This window comes from Azotobacter chroococcum (assembly GCF_004339665.1).
GTDB lineage: Bacteria > Pseudomonadota > Gammaproteobacteria > Pseudomonadales > Pseudomonadaceae > Azotobacter > Azotobacter chroococcum.
Genome location: NZ_SMMU01000027.1, coordinates 1 through 24,001, shown reverse-complemented (window position 1 = coordinate 24,001; position 24,001 = coordinate 1). Strand labels below are relative to the sequence as shown.

At 67.8% G+C, this 24,001-nt stretch carries 26 protein-coding genes and 1 pseudogene; 16 read left to right on the top strand and 11 right to left on the bottom strand.

Annotated features, from left to right (window positions below):
* Positions 1-33 precede the first annotated feature (33 nt).
* Positions 34-789 (top strand): hypothetical protein, encoded by a 756-nt coding sequence (locus EV691_RS17705; protein WP_131298718.1) that lies wholly within the window; start codon positions 34-36, stop codon positions 787-789.
* Positions 790-1,009: 220 nt separating this feature from the next.
* Here EV691_RS17705 and EV691_RS17700 read toward each other — a convergent pair.
* Positions 1,010-1,483: pseudogene (locus EV691_RS17700) on the bottom strand (cation transporting ATPase C-terminal domain-containing protein); the annotation flags it as partial.
* A 634-nt stretch (positions 1,484-2,117) separates the two neighbouring features.
* On the opposite strand from EV691_RS17700, the gene EV691_RS17695 reads away from it, so the two are divergent.
* Positions 2,118-3,848, top strand: a complete 1,731-nt coding sequence (locus tag EV691_RS17695; RefSeq protein WP_131298717.1) for a glycoside hydrolase family 13 protein — start codon at positions 2,118-2,120, stop codon at positions 3,846-3,848.
* Between the two features lie 55 nt (positions 3,849-3,903).
* Positions 3,904-5,121: an aldose 1-epimerase family protein gene (locus EV691_RS17690; RefSeq protein ID WP_131298716.1), complete on the top strand. Its 1,218-nt coding sequence runs from the start codon at positions 3,904-3,906 to the stop codon at positions 5,119-5,121.
* A gap of 147 nt (positions 5,122-5,268) precedes the next feature.
* Here EV691_RS17690 and EV691_RS23940 read toward each other — a convergent pair whose 3' ends face one another.
* Positions 5,269-5,661: a hypothetical protein gene (locus EV691_RS23940; protein WP_242672552.1), complete on the bottom strand. Its 393-nt coding sequence runs from the start codon at positions 5,659-5,661 to the stop codon at positions 5,269-5,271.
* Positions 5,662-5,942: 281 nt separating this feature from the next.
* Between EV691_RS23940 and EV691_RS17675 the strand changes: the two genes are divergently transcribed.
* From EV691_RS17675 to EV691_RS17655, 5 genes are read left to right on the top strand one after another with little or no spacing between them, the layout of a single operon-like run.
* Positions 5,943-6,995, top strand: a complete 1,053-nt coding sequence (locus EV691_RS17675) for an ABC transporter substrate-binding protein (protein WP_131298715.1) — start codon at positions 5,943-5,945, stop codon at positions 6,993-6,995.
* On the top strand, positions 6,986-7,690 hold the full coding sequence (locus EV691_RS17670) for a GTP-binding protein (RefSeq protein WP_131298714.1): 705 nt from the start codon (positions 6,986-6,988) through the stop codon (positions 7,688-7,690). Before EV691_RS17675 ends, EV691_RS17670 begins: the two co-directional genes overlap by 10 nt.
* Positions 7,687-8,694, top strand: a complete 1,008-nt coding sequence (locus tag EV691_RS17665) for an ATP-binding cassette domain-containing protein (protein ID WP_131298713.1) — start codon at positions 7,687-7,689, stop codon at positions 8,692-8,694. The genes EV691_RS17670 and EV691_RS17665 overlap by 4 nt, the downstream gene beginning before the upstream one ends.
* Positions 8,682-9,266 (top strand): nitroreductase family protein, encoded by a 585-nt coding sequence (locus EV691_RS17660; RefSeq protein WP_242672551.1) that lies wholly within the window; start codon positions 8,682-8,684, stop codon positions 9,264-9,266. The genes EV691_RS17665 and EV691_RS17660 overlap by 13 nt, the downstream gene beginning before the upstream one ends.
* Before the next feature lie 4 nt (positions 9,267-9,270).
* Complete coding sequence (locus EV691_RS17655) at positions 9,271-10,401, top strand: glutamate-cysteine ligase family protein (protein WP_242672550.1); 1,131 nt, start codon at positions 9,271-9,273, stop codon at positions 10,399-10,401.
* 245 nt (positions 10,402-10,646) lie between these two features.
* On the opposite strand, the gene EV691_RS17650 is transcribed toward EV691_RS17655, so the two are convergent.
* Positions 10,647-12,689: an AsmA family protein gene (locus EV691_RS17650; protein WP_131298711.1), complete on the bottom strand. Its 2,043-nt coding sequence runs from the start codon at positions 12,687-12,689 to the stop codon at positions 10,647-10,649.
* 204 nt (positions 12,690-12,893) lie between these two features.
* Here EV691_RS17650 and EV691_RS17645 point away from each other — a divergent pair, with 204 nt between their 5' ends.
* On the top strand, positions 12,894-13,718 hold the full coding sequence (locus EV691_RS17645; RefSeq protein ID WP_131298710.1) for an alpha/beta fold hydrolase: 825 nt from the start codon (positions 12,894-12,896) through the stop codon (positions 13,716-13,718).
* A gap of 114 nt (positions 13,719-13,832) precedes the next feature.
* On the opposite strand, the gene EV691_RS17640 is transcribed toward EV691_RS17645, so the two are convergent.
* On the bottom strand, positions 13,833-14,024 hold the full coding sequence (locus EV691_RS17640) for a CsbD family protein (RefSeq protein WP_039801012.1): 192 nt from the start codon (positions 14,022-14,024) through the stop codon (positions 13,833-13,835).
* Between the two features lie 99 nt (positions 14,025-14,123).
* Positions 14,124-14,417 carry a hypothetical protein gene (locus tag EV691_RS17635; RefSeq protein ID WP_207390204.1) on the bottom strand — a complete coding sequence of 98 codons (294 nt, stop codon included), beginning with the start codon at positions 14,415-14,417 and terminating at the stop codon, positions 14,124-14,126.
* 206 nt (positions 14,418-14,623) lie between these two features.
* Here EV691_RS17635 and EV691_RS17630 point away from each other — a divergent pair, with 206 nt between their 5' ends.
* The gene (locus tag EV691_RS17630) at positions 14,624-15,421 is read left to right on the top strand and encodes an endonuclease (protein ID WP_131298709.1); all 798 of its coding nucleotides are present in this window, start codon (positions 14,624-14,626) and stop codon (positions 15,419-15,421) included.
* Between the two features lie 458 nt (positions 15,422-15,879).
* A complete protein-coding gene (locus tag EV691_RS17625; RefSeq protein WP_039801007.1) occupies positions 15,880-16,431 on the top strand; it encodes an ATP-dependent Clp protease proteolytic subunit in 552 nt (183 codons plus the stop codon).
* A 52-nt stretch (positions 16,432-16,483) separates the two neighbouring features.
* On the opposite strand, the gene EV691_RS17620 is transcribed toward EV691_RS17625, so the two are convergent.
* The gene (locus EV691_RS17620) at positions 16,484-16,642 is read right to left on the bottom strand and encodes a hypothetical protein (RefSeq protein WP_227028780.1); all 159 of its coding nucleotides are present in this window, start codon (positions 16,640-16,642) and stop codon (positions 16,484-16,486) included.
* Between the two features lie 263 nt (positions 16,643-16,905).
* On the opposite strand from EV691_RS17620, the gene EV691_RS17615 reads away from it, so the two are divergent.
* Together EV691_RS17615 and EV691_RS17610 are read left to right on the top strand one after the other, a co-directional pair.
* Positions 16,906-17,709 (top strand): hypothetical protein, encoded by an 804-nt coding sequence (locus tag EV691_RS17615; RefSeq protein ID WP_242672549.1) that lies wholly within the window; start codon positions 16,906-16,908, stop codon positions 17,707-17,709.
* Positions 17,710-17,764: 55 nt separating this feature from the next.
* Entirely contained in the window at positions 17,765-18,295 is a 531-nt protein-coding gene (locus EV691_RS17610) for a CAP domain-containing protein (RefSeq protein WP_131298708.1), read from the top strand.
* 32 nt (positions 18,296-18,327) lie between these two features.
* Here EV691_RS17610 and EV691_RS17605 read toward each other — a convergent pair whose 3' ends face one another.
* Both EV691_RS17605 and EV691_RS17600 read right to left on the bottom strand, forming a co-directional pair.
* Complete coding sequence (locus tag EV691_RS17605) at positions 18,328-19,284, bottom strand: hypothetical protein (RefSeq protein WP_242672548.1); 957 nt, start codon at positions 19,282-19,284, stop codon at positions 18,328-18,330.
* Between the two features lie 35 nt (positions 19,285-19,319).
* Complete coding sequence (locus EV691_RS17600) at positions 19,320-20,285, bottom strand: class I SAM-dependent methyltransferase (protein ID WP_131298707.1); 966 nt, start codon at positions 20,283-20,285, stop codon at positions 19,320-19,322.
* Positions 20,286-20,577: 292 nt separating this feature from the next.
* On the opposite strand from EV691_RS17600, the gene EV691_RS17595 reads away from it, so the two are divergent.
* Positions 20,578-20,859 carry a type II toxin-antitoxin system Phd/YefM family antitoxin gene (locus EV691_RS17595; RefSeq protein ID WP_131298706.1) on the top strand — a complete coding sequence of 94 codons (282 nt, stop codon included), beginning with the start codon at positions 20,578-20,580 and terminating at the stop codon, positions 20,857-20,859.
* On the top strand, positions 20,852-21,148 hold the full coding sequence (locus EV691_RS17590; RefSeq protein WP_242672547.1) for a type II toxin-antitoxin system RelE family toxin: 297 nt from the start codon (positions 20,852-20,854) through the stop codon (positions 21,146-21,148). Before EV691_RS17595 ends, EV691_RS17590 begins: the two co-directional genes overlap by 8 nt.
* Before the next feature lie 112 nt (positions 21,149-21,260).
* Here the strand turns inward: EV691_RS17590 and EV691_RS17585 are convergent, their stop codons facing one another.
* Together EV691_RS17585 and cbpA are read right to left on the bottom strand one after the other, a co-directional pair.
* Positions 21,261-21,566 carry a chaperone modulator CbpM gene (locus EV691_RS17585; RefSeq protein WP_207390203.1) on the bottom strand — a complete coding sequence of 102 codons (306 nt, stop codon included), beginning with the start codon at positions 21,564-21,566 and terminating at the stop codon, positions 21,261-21,263.
* Positions 21,563-22,504, bottom strand: coding sequence for a curved DNA-binding protein (gene cbpA / locus EV691_RS17580; RefSeq protein WP_131298703.1), 942 nt, complete (start codon positions 22,502-22,504; stop codon positions 21,563-21,565). Before cbpA ends, EV691_RS17585 begins: the two co-directional genes overlap by 4 nt.
* A 205-nt stretch (positions 22,505-22,709) precedes the next feature.
* On the opposite strand from cbpA, the gene EV691_RS17575 reads away from it, so the two are divergent.
* Entirely contained in the window at positions 22,710-22,916 is a 207-nt protein-coding gene (locus tag EV691_RS17575) for a hypothetical protein (protein WP_131298702.1), read from the top strand.
* 113 nt (positions 22,917-23,029) lie between these two features.
* Here EV691_RS17575 and EV691_RS17570 read toward each other — a convergent pair whose 3' ends face one another.
* Positions 23,030-23,920: a GGDEF domain-containing protein gene (locus EV691_RS17570; RefSeq protein ID WP_131298701.1), complete on the bottom strand. Its 891-nt coding sequence runs from the start codon at positions 23,918-23,920 to the stop codon at positions 23,030-23,032.
* Positions 23,921-24,001: the final 81 nt, after the last annotated feature.

Genomic DNA, 24,001 nt, shown 5'->3' with positions numbered 1-24,001 from the left:
CAGTCAGGCAAGATCAAAAAAGGAGGAATAGCAATGCCGTATGAACCAACATCCAAAAAGAACCCTAGACAGTTAACTATTGAGCAGCATTACCATACAGCCCATGCGATAGCTAAGTTTTATGACGATAACAATATGGTTGAAATTAAAATCATTAGCACCGGCGAGATTGTAAGGCGCAATAAGAGGGCAAAAATCTTTTGTACCAAACGCACATGGGACCAAAGAGCAGAGAGAGGCTACATGGTTCCAATTGAAACAGCTTTTCATCAAGAGATTGACTCAATCAAACCATTTAATGAAAGAAACCATGAGGTAATTTCGAGATACTGTCTGCTATGGAGGCTCCGCCACGGCTTTCATTTAAGTGAAAATAATGATACCACTCTGGACAGCATCTCTGGCTCTGGCTTAACTAAAGAGCAAGAGGAGATCATTGAAAGCAAGAACGGCAGCTTTGTCAGAGATGGAGGAGTGGTTCCAGTAAGGTTTAGCTCTGGCCTGAAAATTCAAATTTCACTTGATCGTGATTGGCATACATGCAGCCATTTTAAATGGGGGCTTATTGAGTCTACAGAAGGAGAATTCATCGTAGCAGATGGTTATGGAAACTTTGCTTTTATACCAATATCGCCAAAGCTAGCGTTCTGGGCTGGAAAAACCGATCAGAAAATAAATAGACAGCAATTAGCAGAGATAAACAACTACTCTATAGGTCAAGCCAAAGAGTATTATTTTGCACGCAAATTAAGTGAATGCCCAATTTTCCAACCAATTGCCGCACGCTAATAAACTATTCGCTGCGCTCCCGACTTATTACTGGGTAAGACATAGAGCACCTGCTTTGGGTCGATCTTTACATGTTATGCGGCTCAGAGAAATGATGGTAAAGTCAGGTGCAATGAGTGGTCAGCCCTGTAGGGGGTGCAACCCGCGCCGTTTCGGAGGAGACTCAGGGACAAACTTTCATTTTCGCCTGTGCCCGGCAGTTGCTGTCCCGAGCTCCCTCCTACCCCACGCCCCCCCGATACCTCCTTGCCGCACTCCTCGGCCTTCTCGCCGCCGCATAGAACCGCCGCTTCACCGCCTCCGAAGCCGCCGCATAGAGCAGGGTGATCAGCACGATGGTCGCCAGCAGCGCGGGCGGCAGGGGGACGAGGTCGAACCAGGTACCGGCCGGGGTGTAGGGCAAAAGCACGGTGAGCAGCATCACCGCCAGGGTGCTCAAGAGCAGCAGGCGGCCGGGGCGGCTGCGGTAGAAGGGTTTGTAGGTGCGCACCACGAAGATGATCGCCAGTTCAGTGAGCAGCGACTCGACGAACCAGCCGCTGCGGAACAGTTCGGGCCGTTCGCCGACGAAGTGGAAGAGCACGCCGAAAGTCAGCAGGTCGAAGGCCGAGCTGACCAGGCCGAACACCACCATGAAATTGCGCACCTCGCGGAGGTTCCAGGGGTGCGGGGTGCGCTCCCATTCGCGGTCGACGTGGCGCCGGCCCTGGCGGCGCATGGCACGCCCGGCGTCTTTTTCGCGACTGTCGGCAGGATTTTCTCAGGCGACTTTCGAGCGTCGACCGGCGCGATCCGCACGGCTGCCGGCCTGATCGTGCCAATATCTGCTTTTATCTTGATGAATCGTTTTACCTACGGGGAAATACAGCGAAAAACCTTAAAACAATGAACGTCTTGTCAAACCCAAAACCCCCTACTAAGGTAGCGATACCCCGACAGGGGACCCTTGCCGGAGTAGAGCGGCCCGCCCGTTTCGGGCCCGCCCCGGCAGACGACAAGAACAACAAGACGGGGGTCGACGCGCCCGGGCCTGCGGCCCCAAGACAGCGTTGTCCCCGGAACAAGGTGTCCCATGGTTGCAGTCATCCAGCCGCCCGCCCTCGCAGGCGATATCCCTGCCCCTCGCTCCCCGCATCTCCTGTGCCCTCATGCCGGCGAAGGCGGCGACGCGCTGCCCGGCGCCTTCATGCGCCGCGACCGGCCGAATCGCCCGGACCGCATCCGGCCCTGATGCCGGCGGCCCTGATGCCGGCGGCCCTGAAGACAGCCACGCACTACGCCAAGAAACACGCCTTGCCTACCAACAATCCCAAGAACAGGAAGCTTGTATGTTTCGTCGTAAGTTCCTAGCCACCACTCTTGCGACTGCTGTCGCCCTGTCCCTGCCCTCCCTCTATGGCAGCGCCTACGCCGCCGATGCCACGGCCGTCCAGAGCGACGAGAACTGGGCCCGCAACTCGGTGATCTACCAGATCTATCCGCGCTCCTTCGCCGATGGCGATGGCAACGGCATTGGCGACATGTCGGGCGTCATCTCGCGGCTGCCCTACCTGGACAAGCTGGGCGTGGACGCGCTCTGGCTGTCGCCCTTCTACAAATCGCCCCAGGCCGACGCCGGCTACGATGTGGCCGACTACCGGGTGGTCGATCCGATGTTCGGCAGCACCGAGGAGTTCGAGCGCCTGCTGAAGGAGGCCCACGCGCGGGGCATGAAGGTGATCGTCGACCTGGTGCCCAACCATACCTCCGACGAGCATGCCTGGTTCCAGGCCGCACTGAAGGCCAAGCCCGGCAGCCCCGAGCGCGCCCGCTACATCTTCCGCGACGGCCAGGGCGAGAACGGCGAGCTGCCGCCGAACAACTGGCCGAGCGTGTTCGGCAAGGCTGCCTGGGACCGGGTGCCGGGCGAAAAGCAGTGGTACCTGCACCTGTTCGACAGCAAGCAGCCCGACCTGAACTGGGACAACCCGCAGGTGCGCGCCGAGTTCGAGAAGGTGCTGCGCTTCTGGCTGGACCGCGGCGTGGACGGCTTCCGCGTCGACGTGGCGCACGGCCTGATCAAGGAGAAGGGCTTGGCCGATCTGCCGATCGAGGAAGGCCGGGAGAACGCCGGCGCGCTGGTCGGCCCCATGTGGGATCAGGACGGCGTGCACGAGATCTACCGCTCCTGGCGCAAGGTCCTCGACGAGTACCCGGGCAAGCGCATCATGGTGGCCGAGGCCTGGGTCACCCCGCGCGAGCGGCTGACCCACTACATCCGTTCCGACGAGATGGACCAAGCGTTCAATTTCGAATACCTGATGACCCAATGGGAGGCGGGCGCCTTCAAGGACATCATCAACAGCTCGATGGCCCTGACCGCCACGGTGGGCGCGCCGACCACCTGGGTGACCTCCAACCACGACACCGTGCGCGCGCCTTCGCGCTACGGCCTCAAGGAACTGGGCAAGCATGCCCTGCCCGGCAACGGCATCGGTCCCGCCACCACGCAGCCGGACGAGGTGCTCGGCCTGCGCCGGGCCCGCGCCCTGGCCATGCTGACCCTGGCCCTGCCCGGCTCGTCCTACATCTACCAGGGCGAGGAGCTGGGCCTGCCCGAGCACACCACCATGGAAGGCCAGTACCGCCAGGACCCGATGTTCCTGCGCACCAAGGGCGAGGAAGTCGGCCGCGACGGCTGCCGCGTGCCGCTGCCCTGGAAGGCGGACGCCCCGTCCTTCGGCTTCGGCCCGGGCGACAAGACCTGGCTGCCGCAGCCGGCCTCGTACGCGCGCTACGCCGTGGACCGCCAGGAGAGCGCTTCCGACTCCACGCTGAACCTGTACCGGAAGGTCCTGGAGTTGCGTCATGAGCATGCGCTGGGCGACGGCAAGCTGCAGTGGGTCGACGCTGGCAAGGACGTGCTGGCCTTCGACAACGGCGACCTGCGCGTGCTGATCAACATGGGAACACAGGCCGCAGCGCTGCCGGAAGGCAGCCAGGTGCTGCTGTCCAGCGAGCCGCTGGCCGCGCCGGACCGGCTGCCGGCCAACATCGCGGTCTGGCTGAAGCGGACGTAATCGCCATCCGGGGCAGCCTGCGCGGCTGCCTCACAACAAGAAAAGAAGGGTCATCATGAACAAGCTTTCCTGCCTCATCGGCCTGGCCGCTGTCGTCGGCACCACCTCTGCCCTGGCCCGGGACTATGTCCTGCTCGATACCGACAAGCCGGCGCAGAACTGGAAGATCGACAGCCAGCAGTTGGGCATCCAGACCGACAAGCCGTTCTCGGTCAGCCTGCGCACCCTGCACGGCGGCCTCCAGGAGGGCGTCAGCCTGATCGACATCGACACCGGCGCCATGACCATCACCGTGGTGCCGACCCGCGGCATGAACGTGCTGCGCGCGGTGGCCGGCGACGTCCGCATGGGCTGGGACTCGCCGGTCAAGGATGTGGTCAACCCGGCGTTCATCGAACAGAACGGCCGCGGCGGCCTCGGCTGGCTCGAGGGCTTCAACGAGCTGGTCACCCGCTGCGGCTACGAGTGGGTCGGCCATCCCGGCATGGACAACGGCGAGCTGCTCACCCTGCACGGCCGGGCGGCGAACATTCCGGCCACCCGGGTGGTGCTGAGCATCGACGAGCAGCCGCCGTACGCCATCCGCCTCAGGGGCGAGCTGAAGGAGCAGGCCTTCAAGAAGGTCGACTTCAGCGTCGCCACCGAATTGAGCACCACGCCGGGCGCCACGGGCTTCGTCATCGACGACACCCTGACCAACAACGGCGACTACCCCAAGGAATACCAGGCGCTCTACCACAACAACTTCGGCACGCCGCTGCTCGAGCAGGGCGCGCGCTTCGTCGCCCCGGTCAAGCAGGTCTCGCCGTTCAACGCCAAGGCCCGCGGCGACCTCGCCAACTGGCAGACCTACCGCGGCCCGACCAAGGACTACGACGAGACCGTCTACAATCTGGTTCCCTACGGCGACGACAAGGGCGACACCCTGGCCGTGCTGCACAACCGGGCCGGCGACCGCGGCGTGCGGGTCGACTACAACGTCCAGCAGCTGCCGGTGTTCTCGCTGTGGAAGAACACCGACACCGAGAAACAGGGCTACGTCACCGGCCTCGAGCCCGGCACCAGCTTCTCCTACAACCGTCGCTTCCAGCGCCCGCTCGGCCTGGTGCCGACCATCGGCCCGAAGGAGCAGCGCCAGTTCCGGGTCGGCTTCGCCCTGCTCGCCGACAAGGCGGCGGTGGACCAGGCCGTGCAGCGGGTCAACGAGGTCCAGGCCGGCCGGCCGACCGAGGTGCGCGAAGAACCGCTGGTCGATCTGACCAAGCAGCAGTAAGTCCCCGCTGTAGGAGCGGATTTATCTGTGATTGATCGTGCCCACGCTCCTGCGTGGGCACGTTGCAGGTGCACCCGGCCCTGGGCTCCCACGCAGGAGCGTGGGAGCCATCAAAAGGGCGGGTTGCATCCCCCTACGAAGCTGCCCTCAGGCCGGGGCAGCCCCCTCCAGCAGCACGCGCTCCAGATCCTCGGTCGCCGCGACGATGGTCTGGAAGTTCTGCTGCGCCTCCTCGTCGATGGGATTGGCCCGACCGATCCAGGCGCGCGCCTGGGTCAGCGCGTGGCGGGCCTCCTCCTCGGCCTTGCCGAGCAGGGTGACGCTGCCCAGCTTGCGTGCGCCGATCAGGCGGCGGGTGGCATTGACGATGCCGCGTGACTTCATGGCGTGTTCCTCGTGGCGAATGAATACGCCGGGGACGATGCCAGCGGCGTGCCAGAAGCCCGCAGCCGCCGCCGGCCGGGCCGCGAACGCCGACAGCAACGCATCGAGGGTTCGCTCCGGTACGTCTGCCGCGGCGGAATGTTCGGCGGCGAACACCTCATCCCTCGCCGTTCCCCTGCCGGAACGCCCGCAACCCCGGCCCGGCGCGGCCTCGGCCGCGTCCGCGCCGGCTGGCCCGAATCTCGCTAAAGCCAGTCCGTGGGATGGAAAACCCGTGCGGCGATTCTCCACCGGCCAGCGCCAATGGTGGGAAAGGCCTGCGGCCGTTTCCCACCCTACGGACCAAACCCTTCCGTAGGGTGGAAAACTCGCATCGCGATTTTCCACCGGCCGGAGCACCTACGGACCAGACGACCCGCCGGAGCGAGGAGGTCAGCGTGACGACACCACAGCACACCAGCGCCGACGCCGGCCACCCCGCGCTGCCGGCGCCCGGCGCCCTCGGCGCTCTGGACCTGCTCGGGCGCATGCCGATTCCGCTGCGCCGGGCCTTCAAGGCCGGCCTCGACCAGACCCTGGCGGCGCAGCGCGCGGCCGGAGGCCCGGCCCTGAACTGCTGCTGCCTGGGCGGCGGCGAGTGGTACAGCCCGTTCGACAGCCTGGCCAGCGAGCGCGACCCGGCGCGCCTGCCGGGCCTGCTGGTGTCGACCGTCTACCAGGACATCCTGGCGCCCGATCTGCTCGCCCACTACGCCCCCGGCCGCGCTGCCCGCCCGCTGCCCGAACTGCATCCGGCCTGCGCGGCGGCCGGTCTGGCCGATCCGCTGGGCGCCTTCCGGGTGTTCTCGGTGATCCCCTTCGTCTGGCTGATCGACCGGCGCCGGCTCAAGGGCCGCCGGCCGCCGCGGGTGTGGAGCGACCTGCTCGATCCGCAATGGGCCGGGGAGATCGTCTTCGGCGGCTGGCGGCCGAATCCGCAGGTGGCCTACCAGGACTACAACGCCTACCTGCTGCTGGCGCTGTACCTGGAGTTCGGCCAGAGCGGGCTCGCCGCCTTCGCCGGCAACGTGCGCCACCTGCAGCACAACGTGCGCACCGCGACCCAGGCCGGCTCGAACAGCCCGGACGTCGGCGCCATCGCCGTGCTGCCCTGGCTGCAGGCCGAACTCTGCCCGCGCCGCGACCGTACCGCAGTGCTCTGGCCGGAGGACGGCGCGCTGGCCATGCCGATCGGCTACCTGCTTAAACCCGGCACGGAGGAGCGCCTCGCCCCGCTGGTCGACTACCTGCACGGCCCGGCGCTCGGCGCGGTGCTCGCCCGCAACTGCTACCCGCCGACCGGCGCCGCGCAGCCCCAAGCCTTTCCGCCGGGGGCGCGGCTCAAGTGGCCGGGCTGGGCGTTCTTCCACACCCATGATTTTGCCGCCGAACAGCGCCGCGCCGCCGAGCTGTTCTTCGCCGCCCAAGGGGGCCTGCGCCTATGCAACTGATCACCGTGGCCGGCTCGCCGTCGGTCGGCAAGACCTCGGTCATTCTCCAGGTCGCCAAGCTGCTGAAACAGGACGGCTTCGCCGTCGGCGTGGCCAAGTTCGACGCCCTGTCCAGCGACGACGGGCGCCTCTATGCCCAGCACGAGATCCCGGTGGCGGTCGGCCTGGCCGGCGCCCTCTGCCCGGACCACTATTTCGTCTCCAACATCGAGGACTGCCTGGCCTGGGGCCAGCGCCAGGGGCTCGACGTGCTGCTCAGCGAGAGCGCCGGGCTGTGCAACCGCTGCTCGCCGCACATCGGCGGCGTGCTGGCGATCTGCGTGGTCGACGCCCTGGCCGGCGTGCACACGCCGAAGAAGATCGGCCCGATGCTGCGCCTGGCCGACCTGGTGGCGATCACCAAGGGCGACATCGTCTCCCAGGTCGAGCGCGAGGTATTCGCCTTCCACGTGCGTCTGGCCAACCCCGGCGCGCCGGCGCTGTTCTGCAACGGCCTCACCGGCCAGGGCGCCGCCGACCTCGCCCGGCACATCCGCGCCGCCGCGCCGACGCCAAGCCTGGAAGGCAGCCGCCTGCGCTTCTCGATGCCTTCGGCGGTCTGCCCCTACTGCGTCGGCGAAACCGCCATCGGCGAGACCCATCAGCGCGGCAACGTGAAGAAGATGCGCTTCGCCGACCGGGAGGAGTCCCGATGAGCCTCGCCGAGCTGCCCTTCGCCCTGCTGTTGGAGCGCCATCCGCAAGTGGCCGAATTCGTCGCCGCCCTCGCCCTGCCCTCTGCCGCGCCCGGCGCCAGCCTCGCCCAGTGGCTGGCCGGACTGCCCGACGAGGCGCTGTTCGACGCCGGCATGCAGCGCGGCCAGCTACTCGACCACCTGGAGCGGCTGGTCGCCGAGGTGCGCGCCCTGGCCGAGGCGCCGGACGCGCGGGTCGACAGCCTCACCCTGCTCGGCGGGCGCGACAAGAGCGGCCGCGCCGAAGACCTGGAGCTGGTCTTTCGCGCCGGGGAGATCGTCTGCATCATCGGACCGACCGGCTCGGGCAAGAGTCGCCTGCTCGCCGACATCGAGTGCCTGGCCCAGGGCGACACGCCGACCGGACGGCGGGTGCTGATCAACGGCGCCGAGCCGCCGGCCGAGCGCCGCTACGCGCCGGACCGCAAGCTGGTCGCGCAGCTCTCGCAGAACATGAACTTCGTCGTCGACCTCAGCGCGCGCGAGTTGATCGAGATGCACGCCCGCTGCCGGATGGTCGCCGACCCGCAAGGCATGGCGCGCACCGTGATCGCCTGCGCCAACGCCCTGACCGGCGAGAAGTTCGCCGCCGACAGCGCCGTCACCCAGCTCTCCGGCGGCCAGACGCGGGCGCTGATGATCGCCGACGCGGCGCTGCTGTCGGCCTCGCCGGTGGTGCTGATCGACGAGATCGAGAACGCCGGGGTCGATCGCAAGCGCGCCCTGGACCTGCTGGTCGGCGGCGCCAAGATCGTGCTGATCTCCACCCACGACCCGCTGCTCGCGCTGCGCGGCGCGCGGCGGCTGGTGATCCGCAACGGCGGCATCGCCGAGGTGCTCGACACCAGCCCGGCCGAGCGCCGCAACCTGCAGCGCATCGAGCGCCTGGACGCCGGCCTGATGGGCATCCGCGAACGGCTGCGCGCCGGTCTGCGCATTGAGGAGGAGCTGCCATGGGCGGAATGACCCCGATCCCCGCGGCAGATTCCGCCCTCGGCCTGCTGCTCAACCGCCGCTCCTGCCACAGCCTGCGCGCGCCCGGGCCGAACGACGCGGAGCTGGCATTGATCCTGCGCGCCGCGCTGCGCGTGCCAGACTTTCAACACCTGCGCCCCTACCGATTTCTCGCCGCCCGCGACGCGGGCCTGGACCGCCTGGGCCGGGCCATGCAGCGCGCCGCCGTGGCCGCCGGGCGCAGCGAGGCGGAGATCGCCCGCGCCCCGCGCATGCCGCACCGCGCGCCGCTGGTGATCACCGTGGTGGCCAGCCCGCGGCCGAGCGAGGTGGTGCCGCTGTTCGACCAGCAGCTGTGCGCCGCCTGCAGCGTGCTGACCCTGCAGCTGGCCGCCCGCGCCCTGGGCTACGGCGGCCTGTGGCGCTCGGGCTGGCTGATGTACGACCGCGGCTTCCACCGCGAGCTGGGACTGGACGAAGACGAGCAGATCGTCGGCTTTCTCTACCTGGGAACGCCGCAACGCGCCGAGGAGACAACCCATGAGGCTGTGCCAGACCCCTACGACGTCCTCCACTGGATCTAGGCCGATGCCGGCCGTGGACTACGGCATCGAATTCGAATACCTGCTGGTCGACACCCGCGGCCCGCAGGCCGGCCGCCTGCGCGACATCCACAGCCTGGACGTCGCCCGGCTCGCCGACCTGCTGGCCGACAAGCCCGGCCTCGGCGATCCGGCGCTGGCCGAGGGCGACCAGGGCATCCGCAGCGGCTATTGGTATCTGGAAGGCGACGAACGCTTCGACCCGGACGGGCGCTTCTGCGGCTTCGTCGCCAAGGGCGTGGAGATCCGCACCCCGCCGTTGCCCGGCGTCGCGCCCGCCATCGACAGCCTGCTCGACATCGAGCGCCAGCTCGCCGCGCGCCTCGAGCGCGACGGCCTGGGCCTGGCCATCGCCGGCTTCGACCCGCTGCGCACCCAGTATGGCTACAACCCGCCGCTCAACGCCTTCGAGCAGCGCTTGCGCGCCGAGGACCGCGAGTACGAGGGCATGGAGCTGTCGATGCTGACCTACGGCCCGGATCTCAACCTCTCGCTGCCCGAGTGGAGCACCAAGCGCAACCTCGACGCCGCGCGCAAGCTCAACCACTACGCGCCCTACATCGTGCCCTTCAGCTTCAGCTCGCCGTACTGCGCCGGGCGACCCTGGCACGGCTGGTCGCGACGCACCTGGCTGCGCTGCGACCGGCGCCCGGCGGTCAAGCTGTTCCTCGGCCTCGAGGAATACGCCGAGCAGGCCGGGCGCTCGCCGCTGCTGCGCCCGGCGCGGCTGGCGCGGGAAGCCGGGCGCATCGAGTTCAAGGCCTTCGATGCGATGCCCTCGGTGGAGCTGCTGGCCGCCTGCTGCCACCTGCTGACCGGCATCTGCCTGGCGAGCAACCTGCGCGGGCGCAGCGAGACCCCGGACGTGGCGCTGTACCGCCGCGCCGCGCTGCACGCCTTCGACGATCCCGAGATCCGCAACGGCGCCCGTGCCGCCCTGTACGCCGCCGCCGAAGCCCTCGACCGCGCCGGCAATTCCGCCGCCATCGAAGGCCTGGCGCCGCTGGCCCGGCTGCTGTCGAGCCGCAGCACGCCGGCCCACGGCCTGCGCGCCAGCGGCCGGCTGTTCCATGCGGGCGGGCTGGCCGACCGTCTGCCGCGGGCGGCGGCCTGCTGAGGAGCGGACATCAGTCGGCCTGGCTGGTCCTCATCTGCTCGGGCATTTGATCGTGCCCGCGCTTCCGCGTGGGCGCGCCGCAGGGGCGCCTGAGGCGCCTGAGGCGCCGGAGCGCCCGGCCCTAGGCTCCCACGCAGGAGCGTGGGAGCCTAAGCGACGAGGATGATCGTGCCCACGCTCCTGCGTGGGCACGTTGCACTTCTTGCCGGCAAGCAGCCGGCCGAAGACCTTGAAAGGGGTGGGCATCAGTCGGCCCGGCTGGTCCTTATCTGCTCCAGCATGGGTCTGCAGCGGTTCGGCTGTTCGGCGCTGGGCGCGATGAGCGCGAGCAGGCCGGCCACCGGGGCGACGGCGGCGCCGAGCGCCACCATGCCGGCGCCGCGCGCGATCAGGCCTTCGGCATGCACGCCCGGATCGGGGTTCTTGAAGGTGCCGCGCACGTAGAGCGGCGAGCGCAGCGAGATGATCCGCACGCCCTTGGACTTGGGCACGATGTCGATGTCCAGCGCCTCGCTCTTGAAGTTGACCGAGCCGTCGATGGTGACCACCGCGTTTTCCGTGTCGAAGACGAACAGCCGCGGAGTCGCCAGGCCGTTCTTGAAGCCGATGTCCGCCGCCGCGCAGTTGATCGGGACCTCCTCATCGCCGAACAGGCGCTCGACGACGTAGCTGCCGACGTTCAGCCCGGCGAGCTCCATCAGCGCCCGGCTGATGGTGCCGTCGTTGACCAGCAGCTTCAGTTCGCCGTCGGCCGAGCCGAGCAGGGCGGCCACCGAGTTGCCGGTGCCGCGCAGGCTGGCGTCGCCGTTCAGCTCGCCGAGGCTGTCGCGCATGGTCTCGACGGTGGGGAACAGGCGCTTGAGTTCGAGGCCGCGGATGCTCATCCGCACCCGGCCGTTCAGCGGCGTCTTCCGGCCGTCGAGGGACACCCTGGTGTCCAGGCGTCCGCCGGCGACGCCCAGGCGCAGCGGGTCGAGGCGCAGCCTGCCGTCCTCGAGCAGGACATGGGTGGACAGGTCGGTGATCGGCAGCTGCTTGCGCCGGACGATGCGCTTGCCCTCGAAGCGCACGTCGGCGTCCATGTCGCGCCAGCGTTCGGTGCGGAACTCCTCCACCGGCAGAGCCTTGTTCGGCGGCTGTCTGGATTTCTCGCGCTCGGCCTCGGTGTCGGCGCCGATCAGCGGGCCGAGGTCGCGGAACAGCAGCTGGTTGGAGGTCAGCGCGCCGGACAGCTTGGGCCGCGGCTTGCGCGCCACATAGGTCAGGTCGCCGTGGATGTCGCTGTCGCCGATCTTGCCGCTGAACTCCCGATAGCGGTACTCGGCGCCCTCCGGGTCGCGCAGGTCGGCGGTCAGCCGCCCGCGGGTGGAATAGGCGGCGGTGTCCGGCAGGGTCACGCCGATCAAGGAATGCAGGCTGGCCAGGCTGTCGCCGGACAGGCGCAGGCGCAGGTCCAGCGCGCTGAGCTGGCGCGGCGCGACCAGCACGCCTTCGGCGCGCAGGCGGGTTTTCCCGGCGCGCAGGTCGACCTGCACGGGAAACGGCAGCCGAGTGTCCTGCAGGGCCAGCAGCCCGCCGACCTTGCCCTCGCCGGCCAGCGGCTGGCCGCGGTAGCGCCCCTGCGCCGTCCAGGCGAAGGCGTAGTCCTGGGGCCGGGCGCCCTCGCGGATGGCACGCTCGGCCTGCGCCTTGCCGACCACCTGCTCGAAAGGGATCGGCGCACCGAGGGGCGCGACGTCCGCCTGCAGATCGGCCTTGAGCACCTGGTCGTCGACCCGTATGCGCGCCCGGTCGAACTGCACGGTGCCGATGTCCAGGGTCCAGGGCGACGGCGCCTCGTCCTCGGTTTTGTCGCCTTGGTCGAAGGTCCAGTTGGCGCGACCGTCGGCCCGGCGCTCGAGACTGGCGTCCGCGCCGGTCAGCCGGACCTGCGGGATGCGCACGGTCTTGCCGAGGAGGGCCAGCGGTGCCAGTTCCAGCTCGACCCGCTCGAGGCTGACGAAGCGCTCGCCCCTGGCCCAGTCCGGATTGCCCAGGCGCAACGCCTCGGCGCTGATCTGCGGCCAGGGCACCCAGGCGCGCCAGCCGGACTCCTCCGCCGGGCGCCGCCAGCGCACCGCCAGGTCGCCCTCGATGGCGAAGGGACGGTTCAGGGCTTCGGAAACCTGCGCGTTGATCCGTGGCTTGAGCCGATTCCAGTCGAAGGTCGCGACGAGCACAACCAGGACGACGATCAGCACCGCCAGACCGCCCAGCACCCCGACGAGGATCTTTCCGCTACGCGCCATGCCTGTCTCCGCCTGTCCCGACCCGCTGCGCGGGCAGCAGCTTTTTTGTATCGACTGGCGAAAGGCGGCGATGACTCCTGCTGCAGTGATGAGCGGTCCCCGGCCGCCGGGCGGCCAGCACTATCGCCCGGCGGCAGGGTCGTAATCGGGAACCCCTGCGGCGCCACGCCTGCGGACGCCGCATCCCACACGAGGAAACCCGGCATGTCCATCCTGACGCTCCAAGACGGCACCACCCTCTTCTACAAGGACTGGGGATCGGGCCAGCCGATCGTCTTCTCCCACGGCTGGCCGCTCTGCGCCGACGCCTGGGACGCCCAGATGCTGTTTCTCGGCCAGCGCGGCTACCGGGTGATCGCCCACGACCGCCGCGGCCATGGCCGTTCGCAACAGACCTGGGACGGCAACCACATGGACCAGTACGCCGACGACCTGGCGCAGCTGCTGGACGTGCTCGACGTGCAGGATGCCGTGCTGGTCGGCCACTCCACCGGCGGCGGCGAGGTGGCCCGCTACGTCGGCCGCCACGGCACGGCGCGGGTGGCCAAGGTGGTGCTGCTGGGCGCGGTGCCGCCCTTGATGCTGAAGACCCCGAACAATCCCGGCGGCCTGCCGAAGGAGGTGTTCGACGGCATCCGCCAGGGCGTGCTGGAGAACCGCGCGCAGTTCTTCAAGGACCTGCCGACCACCTTCTACGGCTTCAACCGGCCCGGGGCGCAGGTCTCCGAGGGCCTGCGCGACGCCTTCTGGCTGCAGGGCATGAGCGCCGGCATCAAGCCGGCCTACGACTGCATCGCGCAGTTCTCCGAAACCGACTTCAGCGAGGACCTGAAGAAGTTCGACGTGCCGACCCTGATCGTGCACGGCGACGACGACCAGATCGTGCCGATCGACGCCTCGGCCCGGCGCGCCGTGCAGCTGGTGCCGAACGCCACCCTGCTCGTCTATCCGGGCGGCTCGCACGGCCTGGCGCAGATCGAGGTGGAACGCTTCAACCATGATCTGCTGCGCTTCGTCATCGAGGGCTGAGGGATACGGAGTCCCCAGACAAGGCAATGCCCGCGAAAGCGGGCATTGGCAGGCTGGGCGGCGTCGGGGCGCCGTTGCAGGGGATGGTTGCGGTCGGTTTCGCCGCCCCGAGGCTCAGGCCCGGTCGATACCGCGCTTGACTGCGTCCTTCACCTCGCCCTTGGCCTTCTGGGCCTTGCCGCGGGACTCCTGAGCGCGCCCCTCACCCTCCAGGGTCCGGTTGTCGGTGGCTCCGCCGATCCCCTTCTTGATCTTGCCGGCGGCCTCGTTGGCGGTGCCCTTGATCTTGTCGGAAGTACTGCCCATCTGTCGTCTCCTTAATTTCCGTAAGTGACACCTGAATAGACTGGCAGAACGCAGCGATAGTTTGCCGAGGCCGGACGAACGGTACAGGGGCGGCAGCGCCTAAAAGTCCCGGGTAGTGCGGGGCACTTCGCCCTTGCCCTCCAGGCACTGCTTCAGCCAGGCCCGGTCCTGCTCGGCGCTGCGCACCAGCACCCGCTCCCGATACAGCGCCAGCCGGCGCTTGCGCTCCTCGGGAGCCAGCCCGTCCCAACCGAGAAACAGACTGGCGTCGTCCGCCGCCTGCAGATCCGCCTGCGGAGGCGAAGGCGAACGCATCCAGCGTCCCAGGCACACGCCGGCCACGAACAGGCCCAGACAGGCGAACCCAACGAAAAGAACGATGGCGAGAATCATCGGCAGCCCTCCCTGGCCTGGCGATTCGTAACAGGTTGTTACGAGATTGTGGCTGTGACAGCCCGCCCCGCCGAAAGTGCGCCCCCGTTCGGCGCCTGCCGCGGACGCTCAGAGGCCTCTCCCGGCCTGCGACCCGGCCGATGGAAGCGGCCGCCGGGGCGTCAGTAGAATCGCCCTCCTTTCGCTCGACTGATGGAACCGTGTCGATGGTTGCAAAGAAGATAGTGTCACTGCTTTCCGGCATCGCACTGGCCGTTGCCGGCAGCCTGTTCACCGATATCGAGCCGCCCGAAACCTTCGGCGCCGCGAAGAAGATCGCCCGCGAGATCCATGCCGACGACCCGCTGACCTTCTACTGCGGGTGCCGCTACCGGGACAATCGCGTCGACCTCGCCAGCTGCGGCTACCAGCCGCGCAAGAGCCCGCAGCGCGCCAGCCGGCTGGAGTGGGAGCACGTGGTTCCCGCCTGGGTCATCGGCCATCAGCGCCAGTGCTGGAAGAAGGGCGGACGCGAGCACTGCACGGCCAACGACCCGGCCTTCGCCGCGGCCGAAGCCGACCTGCACAACCTGGTGCCGGCGATCGGCGAGGTCAACGGCGACCGCAGCAACTTCGGCTTCGCCATGCTGAACCGAAAGCCCGATCAGTACGGCCGCTGCCGGATGGTCGTCGACTTCCAGGCGCGCAAGGCGATGCCGCGCGAGGAGGTGCGCGGCGCCGTGGCGCGCATCTACCTGTACATGCACGACCGCTACAGGCTGCGCATGTCCCCGCAGGACCGCAAGCTCTACGAGGCCTGGAACCGCCAGTACCCGGTCAGCGAACGGGAGCGCCGGCGCAACCAGGAAGTCGCCTGCCAGATGGGCTGGGGCAACCCCTACGTCGGCGAGGTCGGGCTGTGGCGCTGCGGCTTCGGCGGGGTCATGACCAGCCTCCTCGACGGCGCCGGGGGGGTGATGCAGGACGGCCTGCGCGATGCCCTGAAGGCCCTGCAGCAGCGCTGAACGCAAGAGAGTCCGCGGCGCCTGCCGGATCGGCCCCGGGGCGGCCGCCATCGCGGCGAGCGGCGACACGCCCATGGGCGGACATTGGAAGAGCCCATGGCGGGCAGCTATTCTGCGAGAGAAATGCAACCGCCCCTTCGGCGCCTGGCCATCGGCCGCTGCGCCGGACATTGCCAGCGAAAGAAGACCCGCCGGGCGCGATGCGATCTGGAAACGCTGGAACTGCCTGCTCCCCTGCGACTCCATAACAGGGAGTGTCGCCGACCGCCGTGCCCGCTCCAGGCAGAGCGGAAGCCCCGGCCCAGGCAAAGGCGGCTCCCGGCGAGCGGAACAACCCGGAACGGTGCCGACAGCGAGGTATTGAACATGCCGCAAGGGATACCGGAGCAGGAAGACGGGAACATGGCGGAGGTCATGAAGAGCCATGGTGAAGCCAAACATCACAAGGGCAGTAATCCATGACGAATCATGTCATTCACTTCACGGGGCCGATCAACTCTTCGACCTGCGGGCAGCTCATCAACAAATGCTCGCAGGCGCTGAAGCAGGATGCGTCCGAAATCACCCTCAAGATCGCCACCATGGGCGGCGAATGCAGCTATGGCTTTTCCCTCTACAACTTCCTGCTGTCGCTGCCCATCCCGGTCAATACCCACAACCTCGGCACCGTCGAGTCCATGGGCAATATCATCTTCCTGGCCGGGCAAAGGCGCACCGCCTGCCAGCACAGCAAGTTTCTCTTTCATCCCTTCCACTGGACCATCCACGGTTCGGTCGACCACGCCAGGATGTCCGAATACGCCATGAGCCTGGATTTCGACCGCGTCCTGTACGCACGGATCGTCGAGGAGCGCACCCAGGGAGCCAAGGAGCGCCTCGACGTCTCCCAGTACCTGACCGCCGACTCGCGGATCATCACGCCCGACGAAGCCATTTCCGCGGGGTTGATCCACGCCGTGGAAGACCTCGGCATGCCCGCCGACACGACCAGCTGGTGCATCCACTCCTGACACGGCGCCGCGAAGCGATTCGCGGCGCCGTGCGCGCAGCGGCCGCCGACAATCAGCAGGGGTTCAGATTGTCCCCCTCCTCGTGCTCCGGCTCCATGTCCTTCCTGTCCTGCTCCACCACCACCGCCTCGTCGTAGAAGCCCGGCGGAATCTCGCCCTCGTCGACACTCGCCTCATCGTCGTCCGGATTCAGGTCGCGTCCCCTGCTCACCGGATCGCACGGTCCCGGATACGACGTTTCTCTGCCTCGACCATGACTCATGACTACCTCCCGGCAGGCCCGCCACACGCGGGGCCCTGATCCATTGGAGCGGCCGCGGGATCGAAGCGTTCGGGCGGCGGCACGACCGTCCGTCAAGACGCCGGGCGGGCATCTGCGGCATCATGCCCGGGCATCGGCACAGGGGCGCGTCTGCCACCGGGCGCCCATGAACGCATCCGTCGCCCCTTTCGGCGACGTCCGGGAGGTCGATCGTGCAGTACCTGTTCGTCCTCGGGGCTCGCGACCCCGAGATGGTGATCATCGAGGGGCTGGTCCGCAACGCCGGACACAAGGTGGCCTATGCCATGGCCGGAGAGCGGCGGGTATACGCCGGCAACGCCTATGCCGCCGAGCGGACCTCGGCGCGGCCGGGCCAGCAGCGCGGCCCGGTCGTCTGGGTCGAATGCGCCCTGGCCGACCGCGCCGTCCCGCGGGACCTCGTCGTGGATCATCATCACGCGGGCGATCCCGGTTTCAGCATGCCCGCCGAGCGTTTCTGGGAAGGCGCCTCGCTCGGCCAGGTCTGCACGCTGCTCGGCATCGAGCCCACCCAGGAGCTGCGCCTGGCGGCGGCGGCCGACCATTGCCTGAACGCGGCCTATCTCGGCCGCTGCCCCGGCATCACGGCGCAGCAGATGCGCGCCTGGCGCCTGGCATCCCGCGCCGCCTGGCAGAAGATCAGCCCCGAGGTGCTGGCCGAGCGGATCGAGGCCGGCATCGCGCAGCTGCGGACGCTCGGGCGGCTGCGTATCGGCGGCTTCGAATTCGCCGATGCGCTGGACCGGCAGATCCCGGAGGTCGCGGAGGCCTCCGCGATTCTCGGCGTGGCCGTGATGTACAGCCTGGCCGAGCCGCGCTCCGGGCGGACCAAGGTCGGCGCGCTGAACGGCAGCCCGGAGATGCTGGAAGCCTGGATGGCGTTCGCCCGCGACGTGCTCGATCTGGCGGATGTCTATGGCAGTCCGCTGCGCGGCTATGCGGGGGGATACCTGCGGGAAGGCGCGACGGCCGGATAATGGCAGAATTGCCACCCGCCAATCCGGCACGATCCTCCAGCACGAAACCGCCCCCATGCCTACCCGCTCCCTCCCGCACTGCCTTGCCGTCCTGCTGCTGTCCGCCTGCGCCAGCGCATCCGCCCAGCAAACCCCGCAAGCCAAGGCGCCCGGCTCGCGCCTCGCCACGGCCGAGATACAGACCCTGCTGCGCGAGCACAACCGGGCGCGGTCGGCGGTCGGCGTCGCGCCCCTGCAATGGTCGGCGCCGGTGGCCAAAACCGCCCAGCGCTGGGCCGACCACCTCGCCTCCAGCAGTTGCCGCATGCAGCACAGCCGGGGCTCGGGCTACGGTGAAAACCTGTTCATCGGCACGGCCGGCCATTACGGCGTGAAAGACGCCGCCCTCGCCTGGGAACAGGAGAAAAGGCTCTACAGGGGCGGCGTGCTGAAGGTGGGCAAGACCCAAGGCATCGGCCACTACACGCAGATGGTCTGGCGCGACACCCGCCGCCTCGGCTGCGCCCGCAGCCAGTGCAGCAACCGGGTCATCGTGGTGTGCAACTACGAGCCGGCGGGCAACTACCTGGGCAAGGCGCCGTACTGAGGCCGTGCACGGGAAGGGGCCGGCCCGGACACTCAGGCCCGGGCGGGCGCGTCGCCGCCCTGCATCTTCAGGATGTCCGCCGTGCGGTAGGTCTGGGAGATGGCCAGGTCGTTGCCGCCGATCTTGTTGACATTCTTCAGGCCGATCCTCTGCGTGCCGGGCACCAGCGGAAAGTGGTTCACATCGTTGGAGATCTGCCGGACCCGGTAGCCCTGCCGCACGGCAGTGGCGTGCAGCCAGACGTCATCGTGCCTGGGACAGCAGGCGGTGAAGGCCGTCCCCGCCGCCTTCAGGCGCCGCAGCAAATCGGCGGGATAGATGACCCCGCCGACGCCGAGGGCGAAGTTCCGGAAACTGGCCTCTTCCTCCAGGCAGAAACGCCAGTTCAGATAGGGCTCGATCCGCCCGTCGGCGATCCGCACGCGCAGGGCCTTGTAGGCGACGACGGTTTCCGGCGTGGCCCGGTGCGACTCGTGCAGCCTTTTCAGCCAGGTCGGCGGATAGAAGCTGTCGTCGTCGGCCGTCACCAGGACACCCTCTATCTCCTCATGCTCGAGGAACGGATAGTACTTGGTGTGCGGGCCATAGTTGCGGCACAGGCGAATCTCCAGCCCCCTGTTCTGCAGCCTTTGCAGCGACGCCGGCAGGTGGTCGAAGATCCCGGCATCGTCGAGCCAGAGAATCAGCCGCCCGGGCTTTTCGAGCCCCGCCGCGATCGACTCGATTGCCAGGTAGACCCGTTCGGTTCGCGTCGAATGGCTGGTGAGCGAGACGGTCACGCCCCCGGGCGCACAGACGGGGTCCGAAGAAAACCGGTTTCTCAGGAAATACCTGAAGGCGAGCCAGGTCCTTTCGATCTTCTTGACGAGCTTGTTGCGCTTTCTTGTCGCTTTTCCCGCTGGATTCAAACGCACTGAAAAACCTCCGGTCATGGGCACGGGCGCCGCGGCGCCCGGATGATGATGCCGCGTGGCGTCCGGGTCGATCAACCGGCAGCCGGCAGCCACTCCCCAGCCGAAGTCGACTATGCCGTCCGGCTTGCCGGGGCGGCGCCGGCCTGGCTGAACACCAGGGCCTTCAGGCCGCCGTCGGACTGGATGTCGGCGAACTCCGGCGGATTTTCCAGGCGCTGCTCGAAGCGCAGGCCCGGCGCCTCGCGGGCCGCCTGTTCGATGAGGAAGTCCGGGCCGATGCCCGGGTCGTTGATGCAGGCCAGGACGCAGCTTTGCCCGCTGAGCAACTCGGGCAGGCGGCGCAGGATCTTCTGATAGTCCGTGGCGAGGGCGAAGCTGCCCTTCTGGAAGGAAGGCGGGTCGACGATGACCAGATCGTAGGGGCCGTACTTCTTCACCTTGCCCCACGACTTGAACAACTCATGGCCCAGAAAGGTCACCCGCGCCAGGTCATGGCCGTTCAGGCGGTGATTGTCCCGTCCGCGGCTCAGGGCCGCCCTGGCCATGTCCAGGTTCACCACATGCTCGGCGCCACCGGCAATCGCGGCGACGGAAAACCCGCAGGTGTAGGCGAACAGATTCAGCACGCGCTTGCCGCGGGCCTGGGCCTGCACCCAGCGGCGCCCGTAGCGCATGTCCAGGAACAGGCCACTGTTCTGCTTCCTGCCCAGCTCCAGCCGGTAGCGCAGGCCATTCTCGGTGATCGGCCATTCCTCCACGGCCTCGCCCAGCAGCACCTCCGTCGCGCTGTCCGGCCGGTAGCGGTGGTGCAGCAGCAGCGAATGCGCGTCGCTGTGCCGCCAGGCGGGCGACCCGGCAAGCGCCACGAGCATCCGCCGCAACGCCTCCCCCTCAGGCTCTGCCGGTTCCCGGAACAGCGACACCAGCAGCACGCCCTGCAACCAGTCGACGGTGACATGCTCGAGCCCCACCCAGCGGCGCCCCCGCCCGTGGAACAGACGACGGGCCTCTTCGGGGGCGGGGCTCAAGGCGGCGAGCAGATGCTGGTGCAGGGTATCGAGGGCTTCTGAGTTCATGGGGCATCGTCGGTTGTGCGTTGCCCGCATTTTAAACGCAGACGGGGTTTCCCCTGCGGCAAAAGGCCGGGAGTCGGGCCAGTGGACACTCCGTGTCCAGGGGATGCGGGAACCTCCCTTGTGGCGTGCCCACGCAGGAGCCCGGGCACGATCATCGGCGCCCCAAAGCGGCTCAGACCCTGCATGGCAAGCGCACCGGACGACATGCAGGTCAATGAACAATACCCTGTAGAGCACCTTTCAGAGTGCTACCATAAGTCGCTCCAGCGAGACTCACCCAGGAGAGATCACCGTGCCACATCCCATGCTCGCCAGCGTTGTCGCCTCCATCACGGACCTGAAGAAAAATCCGATGGGTACCGTGGAGGCTGGGGGTGGCGAAGCCGTCGCCATCCTGAACCGCAACGAGCCGGCCTTCTATTGCATTCCGGCCGGGCGTTACGAAGCGCTGCTGGACTACATCGACGACCTCAAGCTGGCCAGGGAGGTCAGGGAGCGCCTCGACACCGGCGAGCCTCCGGTCCGTGCCCGGATCGTCGGCGATGACATCCTGTTCGAGGACGAGGATGTCTGAGTCTCACTACAGCCTCGAGTTCGACAAGGCCGCCAGGAAGGAATGGCAGAAGCTCGGCGAAGATGTCCGCAAGCAGTTCACTCGCAAGCTTCGCGAGCGTCTGATCGATCCCCGGGTGCCGGGCGACAAGCTGCATGGGCTCAAGGACTGCTACAAGATCAAGCTCGGATCGGTGGGCTACCGGCTGGTCTACCAGGTGATCGACCAGCGTCTTGTGGTCTACGTGATTTCCGTCGGCAGGCGCGACGATGAGGCAGTCTACGGCCAGGCTGGCAAACGCCTGGACTGACAGGGTTTGGCGTCAGCTTCGATAGGCGTTCATGCCAGTCACCCCGACCCGGACTGCCCCCCGGAAGCCGCCCCTCTTTCCGAAGCAGCAGCTTTCTCGGGCGCAAAGCAGGCTACGGCTCCATGAAGCGCAACAGCCGCCGTCGCAGGCTCTCGTTCTCGGCGCGCAGGCGCGCCACTTCGTCGAGCAGGTCCAGCGCCACGGCCACCGCCGGCCAGTCGAGCTCCAGTTGGCGTTGCAGGCGCAGCGCCTGACGCAGCCGGTCCAGGGCGGCGGGCTCGAAGCGCCAGTCCCGGGGGCTGCCACCGCCCGCTTCGACGATGCCGTGTTCGACGATCTCGATCAGGCTCTCGGCGGGCACCTCGACCAGCTGGCAGCACTCTTCCAGGGTCAGTTGCACGGTCAGGGTTGTGCTCATTCGGGGTTGCTCCATTGACTGCGCGGGTCGAAGCCCGCCGCGTCGCGCAGCTGGGTCCAGAGCTTGTGGACGTGTTCGTCGCTGTGCGGCGGCATCACCACCTTCAGTACGGCATAGAGATTGCCGACGCCGTGCTTGTCCTTCAGTCCCTTGCCCTTGATGCGCAGGCGCTGGCCGCTCTGGCTGCCCGGCGGGATGCTCAGGTGGATGCGCCCGGACAGCGTCGGCACTTCGATCCGCGCGCCCAGTGCGGCCTCCCAGGGCGCCAGGGGCACGGTGAGGATGAGGTCGTGGCCATCGACATCGAAGAGCGGGTGGGGAACCAGGCGGATGAACAGGTACAGATCGCCGCTCGGTCCGCCGTTGACGCCCGGCGCGCCCTGGCCCTTGAGGCGGATGCGCTCGCCATCGGTGACGCCGGCGGGAATCTTGACGTTGAGGCTCTTGTGCCGATCGGTTCGCTGGCCGTGTTCGTCGAAGCTGGGCACCCTGTAGTCGATCGGCTTGCTGTGCTCGCCAAGGGTTTCCTCGAGGAACACCGGCAGCTCCAGCTCGATGTCCCGGCCCCGCCGGGGCGCCTGGGCGTGCGGATGGCTACCCGGCCGGCCGCCGAAGATCGACTCGAAGAAGTCGGAAAAATCGCCGCCGAAATGCTCGTGCGCCCCGCCGAAACCGTGCGCCCGCTGCCAGCCGGGCGGCACCTCGAACTGCTCGCCGGCACGGCCGTACTGGCGCAGCTGATCGTATTCGGCGCGCTTCTCCGCGTTGCCCAGCACCTCGTAGGCCTCGGCCACCTCCTTGAAGCGGTTCTCCGCGCCGGCCTCCTTGTTCATGTCCGGATGGTACTTGCGCGCCAGCCGGCGGTAGGCCGTCTTGATGGTCTTCTCGTCGGCCGTGGGCTCCACGCCGAGCATCGCGTAATAGTCCTTGAACTCCATGGAGGCTCCCCTGATTCGCTCGCTCTCAGTCTAGGCGCACCACTGAGGGACAGGATCGAGCAGAAGACGGTTACAGGTGGATGAAGCGCACCGCCATATCCCTACCCGACGTAAGTCGATTGCCTGCAATGCCCCTGCTGCGGCATAGTGACGCAAGCTCATATGTAGGCACCTATTGAAAAGCCCATGCCTTCCGGAGGTAACGATGATCGCCGATCCGATTGTTTCCAGCGCCTTGGTCGTGGTTCTTCTCGCCTTTTCCGTATACCTGGCCACCGGGCCGCGTCGTCCCGCATCCGGCCCGGATATCCCCGAAAACGACATGCCGCTCGTCGAAACGAACCCGCCCGGCCGGGACGAGTGCGCCAAGCTCCCGGTGCTGTATCGGGGCAAGCGGAGTTTGTGCATCTGAGGCCAGCCCGCTTCGGGCAGCGGGCCTGAAGGGGAGCGCTGGACAAGCAGAGCGTTGTTCACCCTGTCGGCCCCTTCCCTGCACAGGGAGCGTGGGCACGCCCGGATTCAGGCTCAAGCCGCGCGCACCACGCGGTTGCGACCCTGCGCCTTGGCCTGGTAGAGCGCCTCGTCGACCCGCGCCAGGCGCTGCTCGAGTGGCTGGCCGGCCGTCCCGTCATCCAGGGCGCCGACCCCGACGCTGACGGTGACCCGCATCCCTTCCGGCCACTCCATCCGCTCGACCCCTTGCCGCAGCCGCTCGGCAACCAGCATCGCCTCGTCGGTCCGAACCCCGGGCAGCACCATGACGAACTCCTCGCCACCCAGCCGGCCGAACAGATCTTCGCGGCGCAACAGGCTGCCCAGCAGCCGGGCGAGCTGGCGCAGCACCTGGTCGCCGGCGGCATGACCGTGGCGGTCGTTGATCGTCTTGAAGTGGTCGAGGTCGATCATCAGCAGCGAGATGGGCAGATCGCCGCAGTGCCGGCGCCGCTCGAGCAGCCTCTCGACGCCCTGGGTCAGCGCGCGGCGGACCAGCGCGCCGGTCAAGGAGTCGTGATTGGCGCGCCGGGCGAGGCGGCGCAGCAGGCGCCGGTCGAGGGCGCCGACAGCGGCCACGCTGAGCGGACCCAGGGTCAGCACGGCGATGCCCAGGCGGGCGGAGGCCAGGGTGTCGACGCCGGCACTGTTATGCAGCGGGCCGAAGTGGGCGAGATTCTCCGCCACCATGACGATCTCCACCGCCCCGCTGAGCAGGCCGAGCAGGGCCACGCTGAACGGCCGGAAGCGCAGCGCGCACCAGAGCAGCGCCAGCATCGGAAAGGCGATGGCACCGGGACCGCCAACGAGCAGCACGGCGACCAACGCCAGCGCCAGGCCCAGCAACGGCCAGGCGTCGGCCGGCACCGGGCGCCGGCCCACCAGGCTCAGGCGGCGTGGCGCACTGAGTACCAGCCCTTTCAAGGTGTTTGCGTAAACTCCCCCGATAATCGATCGGGAGAACAAGACGATGTGGGATGCGGTTCTGGCGCGGTTCGAGAAGCA

What these genes read in the sequence shown, in the direction of transcription:
- EV691_RS17665 (WP_131298713.1), top strand. Translation starts at nt 7,687, where the DNA reads ATGAGCCTCGCCGAGCTGCCCTTCGCCCTGCTGTTGGAGCGCCATCCG.
- EV691_RS17705 (WP_131298718.1), top strand. Translation starts at nt 34, where the DNA reads ATGCCGTATGAACCAACATCCAAAAAGAACCCTAGACAGTTAACTATT.
- EV691_RS17670 (WP_131298714.1), top strand. Translation starts at nt 6,986, where the DNA reads ATGCAACTGATCACCGTGGCCGGCTCGCCGTCGGTCGGCAAGACCTCG.
- EV691_RS17645 (WP_131298710.1), top strand. Translation starts at nt 12,894, where the DNA reads ATGTCCATCCTGACGCTCCAAGACGGCACCACCCTCTTCTACAAGGAC.
- EV691_RS17650 (WP_131298711.1), bottom strand. Translation starts at nt 12,689, where the DNA reads ATGGCGCGTAGCGGAAAGATCCTCGTCGGGGTGCTGGGCGGTCTGGCG.
- cbpA (WP_131298703.1), bottom strand. Translation starts at nt 22,504, where the DNA reads ATGGAGTTCAAGGACTATTACGCGATGCTCGGCGTGGAGCCCACGGCC.
- EV691_RS17600 (WP_131298707.1), bottom strand. Translation starts at nt 20,285, where the DNA reads ATGAACTCAGAAGCCCTCGATACCCTGCACCAGCATCTGCTCGCCGCC.
- EV691_RS17610 (WP_131298708.1), top strand. Translation starts at nt 17,765, where the DNA reads ATGCCTACCCGCTCCCTCCCGCACTGCCTTGCCGTCCTGCTGCTGTCC.
- EV691_RS17625 (WP_039801007.1), top strand. Translation starts at nt 15,880, where the DNA reads ATGACGAATCATGTCATTCACTTCACGGGGCCGATCAACTCTTCGACC.
- EV691_RS17575 (WP_131298702.1), top strand. Translation starts at nt 22,710, where the DNA reads ATGATCGCCGATCCGATTGTTTCCAGCGCCTTGGTCGTGGTTCTTCTC.
- EV691_RS17635 (WP_207390204.1), bottom strand. Translation starts at nt 14,417, where the DNA reads ATGATTCTCGCCATCGTTCTTTTCGTTGGGTTCGCCTGTCTGGGCCTG.
- EV691_RS17630 (WP_131298709.1), top strand. Translation starts at nt 14,624, where the DNA reads ATGGTTGCAAAGAAGATAGTGTCACTGCTTTCCGGCATCGCACTGGCC.
- EV691_RS17695 (WP_131298717.1), top strand. Translation starts at nt 2,118, where the DNA reads ATGTTTCGTCGTAAGTTCCTAGCCACCACTCTTGCGACTGCTGTCGCC.
- EV691_RS17690 (WP_131298716.1), top strand. Translation starts at nt 3,904, where the DNA reads ATGAACAAGCTTTCCTGCCTCATCGGCCTGGCCGCTGTCGTCGGCACC.
- EV691_RS17660 (WP_242672551.1), top strand. Translation starts at nt 8,682, where the DNA reads ATGGGCGGAATGACCCCGATCCCCGCGGCAGATTCCGCCCTCGGCCTG.
- EV691_RS17590 (WP_242672547.1), top strand. Translation starts at nt 20,852, where the DNA reads ATGTCTGAGTCTCACTACAGCCTCGAGTTCGACAAGGCCGCCAGGAAG.
- EV691_RS17585 (WP_207390203.1), bottom strand. Translation starts at nt 21,566, where the DNA reads ATGAGCACAACCCTGACCGTGCAACTGACCCTGGAAGAGTGCTGCCAG.
- EV691_RS17655 (WP_242672550.1), top strand. Translation starts at nt 9,271, where the DNA reads ATGCCGGCCGTGGACTACGGCATCGAATTCGAATACCTGCTGGTCGAC.
- EV691_RS17640 (WP_039801012.1), bottom strand. Translation starts at nt 14,024, where the DNA reads ATGGGCAGTACTTCCGACAAGATCAAGGGCACCGCCAACGAGGCCGCC.